13 protein-coding genes are annotated in these 14056 nt (G+C 66.4%); 8 read left to right on the top strand and 5 right to left on the bottom strand.

Annotation, left to right across the window (positions count from 1 at the left end; all coding sequences use genetic code 11):
* Nucleotides 1-7 precede the first annotated feature (7 nt).
* From dapF to EV641_RS01460, 3 genes are all read left to right on the top strand, one after another.
* Nucleotides 8-874: a diaminopimelate epimerase gene (gene dapF, locus EV641_RS01470; RefSeq protein WP_132470327.1), complete on the top strand. Its 867-nt coding sequence runs from the start codon at nucleotides 8-10 to the stop codon at nucleotides 872-874.
* A 73-nt stretch (nucleotides 875-947) separates the two neighbouring features.
* Nucleotides 948-2411 carry a GTPase HflX gene (gene hflX / locus EV641_RS01465; protein WP_132470324.1) on the top strand — a complete coding sequence of 488 codons (1464 nt, stop codon included), beginning with the start codon at nucleotides 948-950 and terminating at the stop codon, nucleotides 2409-2411.
* 8 nt (nucleotides 2412-2419) lie between these two features.
* Nucleotides 2420-3481: a hypothetical protein gene (locus EV641_RS01460; RefSeq protein ID WP_054718323.1), complete on the top strand. Its 1062-nt coding sequence runs from the start codon at nucleotides 2420-2422 to the stop codon at nucleotides 3479-3481.
* A gap of 13 nt (nucleotides 3482-3494) precedes the next feature.
* Here the strand turns inward: EV641_RS01460 and EV641_RS01455 are convergent, their stop codons facing one another.
* Genes EV641_RS01455 through EV641_RS01440 form a run of 4 tightly spaced genes read right to left on the bottom strand, consistent with a single transcriptional unit; the run spans nucleotide 3495 to nucleotide 7596 of the window.
* Entirely contained in the window at nucleotides 3495-3752 is a 258-nt protein-coding gene (locus tag EV641_RS01455; RefSeq protein ID WP_054718318.1) for an HPr family phosphocarrier protein, read from the bottom strand.
* A 27-nt stretch (nucleotides 3753-3779) separates the two neighbouring features.
* Nucleotides 3780-5828, bottom strand: coding sequence for a fructose-specific PTS transporter subunit EIIC (locus EV641_RS01450; RefSeq protein WP_132470321.1), 2049 nt, complete (start codon nucleotides 5826-5828; stop codon nucleotides 3780-3782).
* Nucleotides 5828-6832 carry a 1-phosphofructokinase gene (pfkB, locus tag EV641_RS01445; protein ID WP_132470318.1) on the bottom strand — a complete coding sequence of 335 codons (1005 nt, stop codon included), beginning with the start codon at nucleotides 6830-6832 and terminating at the stop codon, nucleotides 5828-5830. Before pfkB ends, EV641_RS01450 begins: the two co-directional genes overlap by 1 nt.
* The gene (locus EV641_RS01440; RefSeq protein ID WP_132470315.1) at nucleotides 6829-7596 is read right to left on the bottom strand and encodes a DeoR/GlpR family DNA-binding transcription regulator; all 768 of its coding nucleotides are present in this window, start codon (nucleotides 7594-7596) and stop codon (nucleotides 6829-6831) included. The genes pfkB and EV641_RS01440 overlap by 4 nt, the downstream gene beginning before the upstream one ends.
* Nucleotides 7597-7708: 112 nt before the next feature.
* Between EV641_RS01440 and ptsP the strand changes: the two genes are divergently transcribed.
* From ptsP to EV641_RS01425, 3 genes are all read left to right on the top strand, one after another.
* Nucleotides 7709-9376: a phosphoenolpyruvate--protein phosphotransferase gene (gene ptsP, locus EV641_RS01435; RefSeq protein ID WP_132470313.1), complete on the top strand. Its 1668-nt coding sequence runs from the start codon at nucleotides 7709-7711 to the stop codon at nucleotides 9374-9376.
* Between the two features lie 104 nt (nucleotides 9377-9480).
* Nucleotides 9481-10737, top strand: a complete 1257-nt coding sequence (locus EV641_RS01430; RefSeq protein WP_132470764.1) for a solute carrier family 23 protein — start codon at nucleotides 9481-9483, stop codon at nucleotides 10735-10737.
* 106 nt (nucleotides 10738-10843) lie between these two features.
* The gene (locus tag EV641_RS01425) at nucleotides 10844-11986 is read left to right on the top strand and encodes an acyl-CoA dehydrogenase family protein (RefSeq protein WP_054718161.1); all 1143 of its coding nucleotides are present in this window, start codon (nucleotides 10844-10846) and stop codon (nucleotides 11984-11986) included.
* 125 nt (nucleotides 11987-12111) lie between these two features.
* Here the strand turns inward: EV641_RS01425 and lexA are convergent, their stop codons facing one another.
* Nucleotides 12112-12822 carry a transcriptional repressor LexA gene (lexA, locus tag EV641_RS01420; protein ID WP_054718158.1) on the bottom strand — a complete coding sequence of 237 codons (711 nt, stop codon included), beginning with the start codon at nucleotides 12820-12822 and terminating at the stop codon, nucleotides 12112-12114.
* Between the two features lie 187 nt (nucleotides 12823-13009).
* Between lexA and EV641_RS01415 the strand changes: the two genes are divergently transcribed.
* Together EV641_RS01415 and nrdR are read left to right on the top strand one after the other, a co-directional pair.
* Nucleotides 13010-13375, top strand: coding sequence for a hypothetical protein (locus EV641_RS01415; RefSeq protein ID WP_054718155.1), 366 nt, complete (start codon nucleotides 13010-13012; stop codon nucleotides 13373-13375).
* Between the two features lie 190 nt (nucleotides 13376-13565).
* A complete protein-coding gene (gene nrdR, locus EV641_RS01410) occupies nucleotides 13566-14042 on the top strand; it encodes a transcriptional regulator NrdR (protein WP_054718166.1) in 477 nt (158 codons plus the stop codon).
* The last annotated feature ends 14 nt before the right edge of the window (nucleotides 14043-14056 follow it).

Below are 14056 nucleotides of genomic sequence, written 5' to 3'. Positions count from 1 at the left end.
TGACGGCATGGAGTTCAGCAAAGGCCACGGCACCGAGAACGATTTCGTCATCCTTCCCGATCCCGATGCCCGGCTGACTCTCACATCCGACCGAATCGCAGCGCTGTGCGATCGACGTCGCGGACTCGGAGCCGACGGCGTGCTGCGTGTCGCGCGTACCGGAGCGCTGGTCGATTCCGGTCTGCTCGATGCGCTCCCGGAGGGTATGAGCGCCGACGACTGGTTCATGGACTACCGCAATGCCGACGGGTCGATCGCCGAGATGTGTGGCAACGGGGTACGGGTATTCGCGCACTACCTCACCGCCGAGGGGCTCGAGAGCCGGGAGAGCTTCGTCGTCGGGTCGAGGGCGGGCGGAAAACCCGTGCAGGTCCACTCGACCGGACCGGTTGCGGGTGAGGTCACCGTGGAGATGGGGAGGGTCGCGCAACTCGGCGAGTCGTCCGCCACAATCGACGGCCGCGTCTACCACGGAATCGGTATCGATGTCGGCAACCCGCATCTGGCCTGTGTCGATCCGAATCTGACCGGCGCGAGCCTCGCCGCACTCGATCTCACCTCGCCCGGGTACGACCCCGGATTCTTCCCTCAGGGCGTCAACATCGAATTCCTGACCCCGATCGAGTCGGGAGCCGTCGACATGCGTGTGCACGAGCGGGGCGTCGGCGAGACACGCTCGTGCGGCACCGGCACGGTCGCGGCCGCCGCAGCAGCCCTGCGGCACGACGGTGCCGACGCCGGTGTCGTCCGAGTGCGGATCCCCGGCGGTGCCGTGGAGGTGCGGATCGAGGACGAACACGCCTGGTTGCGGGGGCCGTCGGTGCTGGTCGCGCACGGCGCGATCAGCGACGAATGGTGGTCGGCGCTCGCATGAGCATCGCGCGATCCCGGGACGTCCGAAAAACTCGAATGCACCGAATCGGGCTTCGTGGGACTATGGGACCTGTATGACGAACACATCGCGCACTCGCAACACGACAGACGACACCGATCGCACCGGGTACGACGGTCCCGAAGGCTGGGCCCACGACGATCCTTCGGTGGGCGAGATGCAGCTCGAAGACCGCAGCGCCCTCCGGCGCGTCGCGGGTCTGTCCACCGAACTCGAAGACATCACCGAGGTCGAATATCGGCAGCTCCGTCTCGAACGGGTCGTGCTGGCCGGTGTATGGACCGGTGGCACCGCCGCCCAGGCCGATGCGAGCCTCACCGAGCTCGCCGCACTCGCCGAAACCGCGGGTTCCGAGGTGCTCGAGGGGATGGTCCAGCGCCGCGACAAGCCGGACGCCGCCACCTACATCGGTTCGGGCAAGGCCGAGGAGCTACGCGAGATCGTGCTCGCCACCGGCGCCGACACCGTGATCTGCGACGGCGAACTCACTCCCGCCCAGCTCACCGCATTGGAGAAGGTCGTCAAGGTCAAGGTCATCGACCGGACGGCGCTCATCCTCGACATCTTCGCCCAACACGCGACCTCACGTGAAGGTAAAGCCCAGGTCTCTCTCGCGCAGATGGAGTACATGCTGCCGCGACTGCGTGGCTGGGGTGAATCGATGTCGCGTCAGGCGGGCGGTCGGGCCGGCAGCAACGGCGGCGTGGGTCTCCGCGGTCCCGGTGAAACCAAGATCGAAACCGACCGTCGTCGAATCCGGGAACGGATGGCGAAGCTGCGCCGCGAGATCAAGGGAATGAAGGCGGCCCGCGACACGAAGCGGACTCGCCGGCTGCGCAACGGGATCCCCTCTGTTGCGATTGTCGGCTACACCAACGCCGGCAAATCGAGTCTGCTCAACCGGCTCACCGGCTCGGGTGTCCTGGTGGAGAACGCACTGTTCGCCACCTTGGACCCGACGACACGACGCGCAGCACTACCCGACGGCCGGGAATTCGTCCTGACCGACACGGTCGGATTCGTGCGTCACCTGCCGACTCAGCTCGTGGAGGCCTTCCGGTCGACCCTCGAAGAAGTCGCCGACGCCGATCTTCTGCTGCACGTGGTCGACGGATCCGATCCGCTCCCGACCGAGCAGATCAAGGCGGTCCGCGAGGTCCTGACCGATGTTCTGCGCGAATCCGACGGCCCCCCGCCGCCCGAGTTGATCGTCGTCAACAAGGTCGATGCGGCCGATCCGGTCACCCTGACCCAGCTGCGCGGGCTCCTGACCGACTCGGTGTTCGTATCTGCGTACACCGGCGAGGGTATCGAAGAACTGCGCGAACGGCTCGCTCGTCTGCTCGAGGACCCGGACGTGGAGGTGAAGGTCCTCGTGCCGTACACCCGCGGCGACCTGCTGTCCCGAATCCACTCGGACGGCCAGATCCTCCATTCCGCGCACGAGGCCGACGGCACCCGTGTACACGCCAGGGTTCCGCGGGCACTCGCCTCCGCATTGGACGAGTACGCCGCCTGATGGGTTCGCTGCGCGACGCCGGTGTCACGACCGTCGTTGCGCTCGTCTGCACACTGCCGGGTGCGGCGCCCGCCGGGGCGGACGTCGCGGAAGTACCGGTCGCGGATTTCTCGGCGGAGGTCCTGTGTACACCGGACGATCCTGTCCTGGTCGAGCTGTCCGGGCTCGCCGAGGCCGGGGGGCGGCTGTTCGCTACACCTGACGCGGGTGCGGACGAGTCGGTGGTTGAACTCGACGCGGACTGCACAGTGGTGCAACGGTTTCCGGTCCCGGTGGACCCCTACGACATCGAAGACCTCGCGGCCGCCCCCGACGGTAGATTGTGGCTTGCGGACATCGGCGACAACACCTCCGCGCGACAGACGGTGGCACTGATCTCACTCGACCCTGCCAGCGGTGCTGGCGACCTTCACCGCCTGACCTACCCGGACGGTCCACGCGACGCGGAGGCCCTGCTGGTCTCGGCGAGCGGAGAACCGGTGATCGTCACCAAGGCGCTGTTCGGTGCGAGCGGTGTGTATCGGCCGGTGCGCGGTCGGACGGTCGACCAGCTCGAGACGCCAGGGCCAGTGCCGCTCGAGAAGGTCGGTTCCCTTTCCCTCGGTCCCACCGATACCCCCGGAGGCCCGCTCCCAGGAGCATCGTCGACGTTGATCACCGGCGGCGCAGTGAGTGCGGACGGCACAGTCGCGGCTGTTCGTACCTATACCGACGTCTACGTCTTCCACGCGCCGGACTCGGATCTCGCGGCCGCGATCGCTGCGGGTCCGGTTTTTCGAATCCCCGTTCCCGACGAACCCCAGGGTGAGGCGATGGCGTTCACCGATGCGGGCGACCTGCTGACCGGATCCGAGGCGATTCTCCGGGGCGGCGCCGCCACCGGTGAGCTGCCTCCGATCCGGGTGATTCGTGGGGTGGCCGACTACTTCGCCGCCGATCCGGGGGCGGAGGCCGAGTCCGACCCCGGATCGGGCGATGCCGGGCGGATCGGAGCCGCAGCAGCGGTCGGCTCGGTGGTCCTGATCGCAGCTGCCACGCTCGTGTGGCGTCTGCGCGCCCGGCGTACCTGACCGTCAGAGCGGGTCAGGCGTCGAGGTCAGCGGCGACGAGCTCGCTGACGTGCGCGAGGACGGTCTCGTCGTCGCACTGGACCGTGACAGCGACACCTTGTGAGGCGCCGAGCGTCATGATCATCAAGGCGGATCCCGCATCGACGGGATCGCCTCCGTCGACCGACAGCGTCACCGGAACTCCTGCGGCAACGACCGCTTCGGCGATGATTCCGGCGGGACGTGCGTGCAGGCCGATGGACGAGCCGACCTTGACGGTATTGGCGGGCATGGGAACTCCTTTGTGTGAGGGGGAGGATCAGACGGCGGCCGGCTGAGATCCGGCTTCAGGTGCGGCGGGACTGCGGGATTCGGAACGTGTGAACTCCTTTGCGAGAGTGACGCTGAGCGCGGCGACGACCGTGCCCACCACGAGTGCGACGAAGAACCACAGCACGCGATCCATCGCGAAGACCACGAAGATGCCACCGTGAGGCGCGCTCAACGTCACATCGGTCGCCATGATGATGCCGCCGGTGACTGCGCCGCCGAGCATCATCGACGGGATCACCCGGAACGGATCCGCTGCTGCGAAGGGGATGGCACCTTCCGAGATGAAGGAGGCGCCGAGAAGCCATGCGGCTTTGCCGTTCTCACGTTCAGCGGCGCTGTAGAGGCGCGGCCGAACCTGTGAGGAGAGTGCCATCGCGAGTGGAGGCACCATACCGGCCGCCATTACGGCGGCCATGATCTGCAGTGACGCATGGTTGGAGACGTCGAGGCCTGCCACGGCGAACGCATACGCCGCCTTGTTGACCGGTCCTCCGAGGTCGAAACACATCATGAGACCGAGGATGACGCCGAGCGCTACGGCAGAGCCGCCGGACAGGCCGTTGAGCCAGTCGGTGAGACCGGTGGTGATCGCGGCGAGCGGCCTACCCAGGACGAGGAACATGAGTCCACCGACGATCAGGCTCGCGAGCAGGGGAATGATCACCACGGGCATCAGCCCACGTGCCCACGTGGGCAGTGGAATCCGACCGACCCACAAGGCTGCGAAACCAGCGATGAGACCGCCGACCAGACCGCCGATGAACCCGGCCCCGACGAACACCGCGACGGCACCGGCGGTGAAGCCGGGCGCGAGACCGGGGCGGTCGGCGATTGCGTAGGCGATGTACCCGGCAAGCGCGGGTACGAGGAAGGAGAATGCGAGCGAGCCGATCTGGTACAGCACGGCGCCGAGGTAGATCGCGAGTCCGCCGTCCGGCAGATTCGTCAACGAATTGTCCACGACGATGGTGGACGCGGAGTCGGAGATGTCGTAGCCGCCGAACAGGAACCCGAGGGCGATGAGCAGACCACCGGCTGCGACGAACGGGATCATATAGCTGACGCCGGTCAGCAGGATCTGCCTCAGCCGGGTGCCCCAGCCGAGGTCGGCGGAATCGGTGTCGCCGGTGGTGTCCGTCGCACCCGCCTCCACCCGGGGTGCATTCGGATCAGCGCCCGCACGCAGGGCTTCGGCGACCATCACATCCGGTTCGTTGATCGCGCGCTTGACGCCGGAGGCGATCACCGGCTTGCCCGCGAACCGCTCTTTTCCCTTGACTCCGACATCGGTCGCGAAGATGACGGCATCGGCGGCAGCGATGACGGATGCCGGAATCGGAGTACTTCCGCTCGAACCTTGCGTCTCGACGTGCAGCGCGACTCCGGCGCGCTCGGCTGCGGCTGTGAGCGCATCGGCCGCCATATAGGTGTGCGCGATTCCTGTGGGGCACGCGGTAACCGCGACCACGGACCGCTCGGACGGTTCGGGCTCGGGTGCTTGCTGACTTCTGTCGGCCGACCCTGCGGTGGCCCCGACCGGCATGGCAGCGGGAGCCGCAGGCAGGACGTCTTCGACCAGGGCGATCACGTCGTCGGGCCCGGGCGCGTCGCGGAGTGCTGTGACGAAATCGGGCCGGACGAGTGCGCGAGCCAGAGCGGTGAGAAGACGCATGTGATCTGCGCCGGCGCCTTCGGGGGCGGCGATGAGGAACACCAGGTCGGCAGGGCCGTCGGGAGCGCCGAAGTCGACCTTCGGCGAGAGTCGGGCGAATCCGAGCGACGGGGTGGTGATCGTCTCGTGCCGACAGTGGGGGATCGCGATTCCGCCGGGCAGTCCGGTCGCCGACTTGGTCTCGCGATCGAGCACGGCGCCGGCGAGTGCGTCGCGATCGGTCGCGCGACCCGCAGCTGTGAGCCGGTCGGCAAGCGCCGTGATCACCGACTCCTTGTCGGAACCGAGGTCGGCGTCGAGTGCGATGAGCCGGGAATCGATGATCGCCGGGCTACGGGCAGGGCCGGAAGCGCTGTCTGACATCACATGTCCTTACGGGAGAGTGGGCGATTCGTGCGGTCGGGGTCGTCTGGTACGGGTTCGGTGGCAACGGCGGAGGGGTCGACGGAGTCGGGGCCTGGAATACGTGTCCCGGGCAGAGCCACTGCGGCGCTGCCGTAGGCGACGGCGTGGCGGAGTCGGTCGGCCGGTGCGGCGCCCGCCCGCTCGGCGACGAGATAGCCGGCGAGGGAGGAATCACCGGCCCCGACGGTGCTGCGGGCGACAACAGGAGGGGGTGTGGCACGCCAGACCCCCTCGGACGTGACCAGCACGGCGCCTGCAGACCCGAGGGTGGCGAGCACGGCTCCCACACCTCGTGCCACGAGCAAGCGCCCGGCCGTTGCGACGGATCCGACGTCGCCGCGCGCAGCGTCGTCCTCGAGCGACTTCGCGTCGCAGCCGGTCAGTTGGGCGAGCTCGTCGGAATTCGGCTTGATGAGATCGGGGGCGGTCTCGGGGAATCCGACTGCAAGGGCGAGCAACGGAGCTTCAGAGGTGTCGACTGCGACGCGGCATCCGGTGGGTCGCAGTGCGCGTACGAGCTCTGCGTAGAACTCATCCGGAATGCCGGGTGGAAGTGAGCCGGACAGCACGACCCAGTCGGCTGCCCGAGCGTTCCCGACCATCGCCTCGACCAGTTCTGTTCGGGTGGCGGCCGGGCACAAGGCGCCGGGCTCGTTGAGTTTCGTCGTGGTTCCGTCGGATTCGGCGATGGTGATATTCGTACGGGCATGTGCGGAGGTCGGCACCGCGCGGTACGGAATTCCGCGCTCGTCCAAGGCCGCGAGTAGCGGGTCGCTGGGGTTGCCGGGTAGCACTGCGAGAACGTCGTGGCCTGATCGATGCAGGACACGTGCGACGTTGATTCCCTTGCCGCCGGGATCGACGGTTGTTCCGGTGGCACGGTGCACAGTCCCGCGTCGGAGCGGCCCGTCCAGATCGACAGTGCGGTCCAGGCTGGGATTGGCGGTCAGTGTGACGATCATGCCGTCACCACCTCGATTCCGTGGTCGGTCAGGCGGTCTCGATCTGTGTCGTCGAGGTCAGTGTCGGTCACCAGGACGTCGACGGCATCGAGTGGTGCGAAGCTCAAGAGGTGGCGTCGGCCGATCTTCGACGAATCCGCAACGACGACCACCCGATCGGCACATCGAACCATCGCGCGTTTGACAGCGGCCTCGTCCGAGTCGGGCGTGGACAGCCCATGTTCGATCGTGAGGGCATTCGTTCCGATGAACGCCACATCCACGTTGAGGATCTCCAGGAAGCGAAGGGCTTCTGGTCCCACGGCGGCCTGGGTCGTGCCGCGTACCCGACCACCGATCAAGTGCAGCTGCACCCACCCCATACCGGCCAGACGCGCGGCAATCGGCACCGAGTTGGTTGCGACCGTGATCTCGGTATCACCCGGCAGGGCTGCGGCGACTCTGCTGGTGGTGGTGCCGGCGTCGAGGATCACGCTGCCTCCCGAGCCGGGTAGGAAGCGTGCCGCTGCCGCTGCGATCCGGTCTTTGTGACCCGCACGGGTGTTCTCTCGTTCGGCGAGTCCGGGCTCGGACACTGTGAGCGCCGCTGCAGGAACCGCCCCACCGTGTACGCGCCGGACGTGCCCGAGACGTTCGAGGAGCGCGAGGTCGCGGCGCACGGTCTCCGATGTGACGTCGTAGCGCTCGGCGAGATCGGTGACGGACACACGACCCTGTCGCCCTATCAGGTCTGCGATCGCCTGTTGACGTTCCTCTGGGTACACCCGAACCCCTTGCGCTAGATGTTGGATAATGTTGTTTTACGCCCGTATGTGTTGACATGTCAATGCCTACGAGTAATCTGAGTCACAGATGAAGTCGTGGTGAGGAGACGGAATGACGAACGAGGCACCAGTTCTGCAGGGCACGCCGGTGGTGCCCGGGATCGGATACGGGCCGGTCATCCGGCCCGCCCAGCGTCCCCAGATCACCACGTCGTCGGATGTTGTGCCCGATACTGCGCGAGAAGCCGAGGCCGCTCGGTTCGAAGCAGCCGTGGACGTGGTTGCTGCTCGCCTGAGGGTGCGAGCCGCACGCGCCTCAGGAGCTGCCGCGGAAGTGCTTCAGGCCAACGCGGTGCTGGTGGAGGACCGCGCGTGGCGCGGGGCCGCGGAGGGGAAGATCCGAGCGGGGGCGGACGCAGTGGCCGCCACTGTCGGCGCGACCGACCAGTTCGTCACGATCTTCGAGAAGATCGGCGGACTTCAGGCGGAGCGAGTCACCGACCTGATCGACATCCGTGATCGAGTACTCGCCGAATTGAACGGTGAGCCCGAGCCCGGCATCGACATACCCGAAGTTCCCTCGGTCCTCCTGGCCGATGACCTCGCACCGGCCGACACCGCCGCTCTCGACCCCACACTTGTCATCGCAATAGCGACAACGCTCGGTGGACCCACCAGTCACACCGCGATCATCGCGCGGCAACTGGGTATCCCGTGCATCGTCGCGGCGGCAGGCATCGACGATATCGAAGCCGGAACCGCAGTCCTGGTCGACGGCGGGACCGGGCAGATCGTGGTCGAACCGGACCACGAGGATGCGGAAGCTGTCATCGAGAGAGACAGGGCGGACCGTGCCCGCATCGCGGTGTGGACCGGACCCGGACAGACCTCCGATGGACACCCGATCGCGATCCTCGCCAACGTCCAGGACGGTGCAGGCGCACGCGCCGCTCGGTCGACCCCGGCCGAAGGTGTGGGCTTGTTCCGTACCGAATTGTGTTTCCTCGATCGCGATACAGAACCGACCGTCGATGAGCAGATCGACATCTATTCCGAGGTGTTCGAGGCGTACCAGGGCCGCAAGGTCGTGCTCCGCACCCTCGACGCGGGTTCCGACAAACCGTTGCGATTCGCCGACCATCCGGACGAGCACAACCCCGCGCTCGGTGTCCGAGGCATCCGCATCGCCGCAGCGACCCCAGGAATCCTCGAACGGCAACTCGATGCGGTCGCGGCCGCCGCGGAACGCACCGGCGCGACGCCGTGGGTGATGGCTCCGATGATCGCCACCGTGGCCGAGGCCGCAGCGTTCGCCGAACAGGTCCGTTCCCGCAACCTGGTACCCGGCGTGATGATCGAGGTGCCGTCCGCGGCATTGCTCGCCGACCGCGTGCTCGCCCACGTCGATTTCCTCTCGATCGGGACGAACGACCTCGCGCAGTACACGATGGCGGCAGACCGCATGTCGCCGGCATTGGCGTCGCTGACCGATGCCTGGCAGCCGGCGGTGCTCGCCCTCGTCGCGCGCACGGCAGAGGCGGGGTCCGTCGCGGGCAAGCCCGTGGGGGTGTGCGGCGAGGCCGCTGCCGATCCGCTCCTCGCCTGCGTTCTCGTCGGGATGGGAGTGTCGTCGCTGTCGTGCGCGGCATCGGCCGTTGCCGCGGTCGGTGCGCGACTGTCAGCGGTGACCGCGGCGCAGTGTCAGGACGCTGCACAGGCAGTCCTGAGCACCGACGACCCTGCAGCGGCGCGTTCTGCGGCGTCGCTCATCCTCGGTTGAGGTAGGAAAGCGGCGTTGCACTTTCTCGACCGATGTCACATGCGCCTTTCCCGAGTCTTACGATCTCCGTCGTGAGTGAACGCGTGCGACCGACGAGTCGCAACATGGGATTCGGCTGGGACCTGCACGGCGACGGGCGACAGATCAATGCAGGGGCGGTCGTCGCTCCCGACGAGCGGCTGTCGTGGCCGCGCACCATCGGCATCGGAATGCAGCATGTGATCGCCATGTTCGGTGCCACGCTGCTCGTGCCCACGATCACCGGATTCCCGGTGACCACCACGTTGCTGTTCTCCGGCATCGGCACGGTGTTGTTCCTGCTCATCACCCGAGGGCGCGTACCGAGCTATCTCGGATCGTCCTTCGCGTTCATCGCGCCCTTGACGGCATCGGCGGGGAGCGGTCCGGCCGCGCAGCTCGGCGGTATCGTGGCGGCCGGCGTCGTGCTCGCCGTCATCGGCCTGATTGTCAAGGTGCTCGGTTCGCGGGTGATCGACGCCGTGATGCCCCCTGTCGTAACCGGCGCCGTGGTCGCACTGATCGGGCTCAATCTCGCACCGACCGCTGCCGGATCGTTCGAAGCCCAACCGTTGATCGGTGCTGTCACACTCGTATCGATCCTTGTGGTGACTGTGCTCGGCCGCGGTCTTTTCGGCCGGCTGGGCATCCTCGTCGGCGTGGTCATCGGATGGATTTTCGCATGGGTGACCGGAGGGCTTGCGCCCGATCGCGTCGAGGCATTGAAGGCGGCATCCTGGTTCGGTCTGCCCGAGTTGCGCGCGCCGACCTTCGAGTTGTCGGTTGTGCTGCTCGCTCTGCCGGTGGTCATCGTCCTGGTCGCAGAGAACGTGGGTCACGTCAAGGCCGTTGCCGCAATGACGGGCCGCAATCTCGACGATGTCGCAGGCGACGCACTGCTCGCCGACGGTCTGGCCACCACGCTTGCGGGAGCCGGCGGAGGATCGGGAACCACCACGTACGCCGAGAACATCGGCGTGATGGCCGCGACCCGGGTGTACTCGACGGCCGCGTACTGGGTGGCTGCGGTGACTGCGGTGATTCTGGCGTTCTCTCCGAAATTCGGGGCACTCGTGTTCACAGTGCCCGACGGGGTTCTGGGCGGTGCCACGCTCGTCCTGTACGGGTTGATCGGACTTCTGGGCGTGCGGATCTGGATGGATGCGAAGATCGACTTCACCGACCCGGTGAATCTCACTGTCGTGGCGGCTGCACTCGTTGCAGGTATCGGCGACCTGACGTTGTCCATCGGATCGGTCGAACTCGGCGGCATCGCATGGGGTTCGATGGGAATCCTCGTGGCATACCCGATCCTTCGCCGATCGGCCGATCTGCGCCGCTGACGATCGAGGTTGTCCCGGTCACAAAATCCGCTCGCTCCTGTCAGCGTCACGGTCAGGCCACGTGCATACCGTGGGTATGTCCACGTCGTCACTGACAGGAGCGCAGATGGAACGCACCCTTTTCGAGCCCGAACACGACCTGTTCCGTGAGTCGTACCGGAAGTTCCTCGAACAGGAGGTGGCACCCTTCCACGAGCAGTGGGAGAAGGACAAGATCGTCGATCGCGAGGTGTGGAAGAAGGCGGGCGCCCAAGGTTTCCTGGGGATGGCGGTACCCGAAGAATTCGGTGGTGGCGGCGTCGACGATTTCCGCTACAACGTCGTCCTGACGGAGGAGACCACCCGCGGCGGGTACAGCGGCGTCGGTTTCATGTTGCACAACGATGTCGTGGCGCCGTACCTGCTCAACCTCGCGAACGAGGAGCAGAAGAAGCGGTGGCTGCCCGGATTCTGTTCCGGCGAGATCATCACTGCGATCGCGATGACCGAGCCCGGTACCGGCAGCGATCTCCAAAGCATCAAGACCCGCGCGGTTCGCGACGGTGACGACTGGGTCCTGAGCGGATCCAAGACGTTCATCACCAACGGGATCAATGCCGACCTGGTGATCGTGGTTGCCTGCACCGACCCGGAGAAGGGTGCACAGGGCTTCTCCCTGCTCGTCGTCGAACGCGGTATGCCCGGCTTCGAGCGTGGCCGCAACCTCGACAAGATCGGTCTCGACGCGCAGGATACCGCCGAGCTCACCTTCGACGACGTGCGTGTTCCCGCCGCCAATATGCTCGGCGAGGAGGGTCTGGGCTTCATCTACCTGATGCAGAATCTTCCGCAGGAGAGGCTCTCGATTGCTGTGGTCGCGGCCGCAGCGATGGAGCAGGTTCTCGAGGACACAATCCAGTACTGCCGCGATCGCAAGGCATTCGGTAAGCCGATCGGACGGTTCCAGAACAGCCGATTCGAGCTCGCCGAGCTATCGACGGAAGCTCTGCTTGCTCGGGTGTTCGTCGACAAGTGCGTCGAGCTGCTCAATGTCGGTGCCCTCACTGTGCAGGAAGCGGCGATGGCCAAGTACTGGACCACGGACAAGCAGGTCGAGCTCATCGACCGCTGCCTCCAGCTGCACGGCGGCTACGGATACATGCGTGAGTACCCGATTGCCAAGGCGTACCTTGATTCTCGGGTCCAGAAGATCTATGGCGGTACCAACGAGATCATGAAGGAGGTCATCGGCCGCGGCCTGAACATCTGATCGATGCGCGGTTGATCGCAGACGCACTGCACGAGGCCGGTGTGGTTCCATCGAGATGGAACCACACCGGCCTCGGCATGTCGGAATGTGTAGGAGCCGCCCTGGTGTGCGGCCGAATGCGCGGGTCAGAGCTTGCGGATGACCGTGACCACCTTGCCGAGAATGACGGCGTCGTTACCGGGGATCGGCTCGAACATCGGGTTGTGCGGCATCAACCAGACATCGTTCTTCACCCGCTTGAACGTCTTGACCGTGGCCTCGCCGTCGAGCATGGCTGCGACGATGTCGCCGCTCTCGGCCACATTCTGCTGGCGAACCACGACCCAGTCGCCGTCGCAGATTGCCGCGTTGATCATCGATTCGCCGACAACCTTCAGCAGGAACAACGACCCCTGGCCCACGACCTCGCGGGGCAGCGGAAAGACGTTCTCGATGGCCTCCTCCGCCAGGATCGGGCCGCCCGCTGCGATCCGTCCGACCACGGGAACGAGTGCGGCCGACGGGATGTCGTCGGAGGACACCGCCGGAATCACCTCGCCGACGACGTCGGACGCTACCTGCGGATCGTCGAATCCGCGTACGTCCACCGCGCGGGGGCGGTTGGGATCGCGGCGCAGCAGGCCCTTGCGCTCGAGCGTGCGCAGCTGGTGTGCGACCGAGGACGTGCTGTTGAGGCCGACCGCGTCTCCGATTTCTCGGATGCTCGGCGGGTAGCCCCGCTCGGCGACCGATGTGCGAATCACCTCGAGGACGCGGCGTTGGCGCTCGGTGAGCGCTGTACCGTCGGTGCCGGACGACTTCTTCGGCCGGCTGGTCGCGGAGCTGGCGTCCGTCATGGTCGTGACCTCCGTGCGTCGAGTTTCTGATGTGTTGCGTGTGATCTTTCGAATCTAACCGGATCCGTGCGGTATATCAAACATCTGTTCGAGATTGTTTCGAACAAACCAGCGACACGGACGACCTCCGCGTGATAGAAACTTCGAACAGGTATTCGTTCGAATGTGTGGGCGAACCTACCGACCCATGACTGCCACGGAGGATCCGATGGGCACAGCACTGTTGACGGAATTCCGGACGATCGATCCGATCGGGACGGTCGAGATCGCGCCGGCTGCATCACCACTGTGGGTGGGAGGCGACCATCGATACCCGCTGCGGTACGCGGGGAGGTCCTGCGCTCACCCGCCCGCTGCCCGCGCCGGCCACGGGCACCCGCTGTGGCAGGTGCTCGCCACGGTGGTGTTCACGGCCGTCGCGGTCACGGCGATCCTGTGCCTCGCGCACATCCGTACGAGTCAGGTCGTAGCGGAAGCTACCCACTCGATACCGGTCGTGACCGACGCTGCGTCGCCCGCCGGGGTGGGGGAAGCGGTCACCGGTGGTAGATGACGGTGTGGTGAAGACCCACCCGGACTCGAGGAGCACACCACACGTGCGGGTATTGTCTGAATCTGTCAGTCACACCACCCCGTGTGGTCGCGTCGGGACGACCCTGCCCCCGGGCGAGATCGATCCTTCGAACACGGCATCGTTTCGTCGGCGACGTCGCGGCCCTCACGGCAGCGACGAAGGAATCGACATGTACTGCCCGTATTGCCGGCACCCCGACTCCAGGGTCGTCGATTCGCGAGAAGCCGACGAGGGCGCCGCGATTCGCCGCCGTCGGGCCTGCCCGGAGTGCGGTCGCCGATTCACCACGGTCGAGGCCGCCGTGCTGTCCGTCGTCAAGCGCAGCGGCGTGACCGAGCCCTTCAGCCGCGAGAAGGTCGTGCGCGGTGTCGCGCGCGCCTGCCAAGGACGCGATGTCGACAACGACGCCCTGAACAAGCTTGCGCAACAGGTCGAAGACGCCGTGCGGGCCAAGGGTGCACCGGAGGTCCCCAGTCACGAGGTGGGGCTTGCGATTCTCGGACCGCTGCGCGACCTCGACGAGGTCGCCTACCTCCGATTCGCCTCGGTATACCGGTCGTTCAGCTCCGCCGAGGATTTCGAACGCGAGATCACGGAGTTGCGCGAACACCAACGCACCCGAGATGTCGCCGCCGACATGGATTGACCTGCCGGACCGGG

The sequence above is a fragment of the Rhodococcus sp. SMB37 genome, from assembly GCF_004345605.1.
Classification (GTDB): Bacteria; Actinomycetota; Actinomycetes; order Mycobacteriales; family Mycobacteriaceae; genus Rhodococcus.
This window is presented reverse-complemented; position numbering and strand designations above follow the sequence as displayed.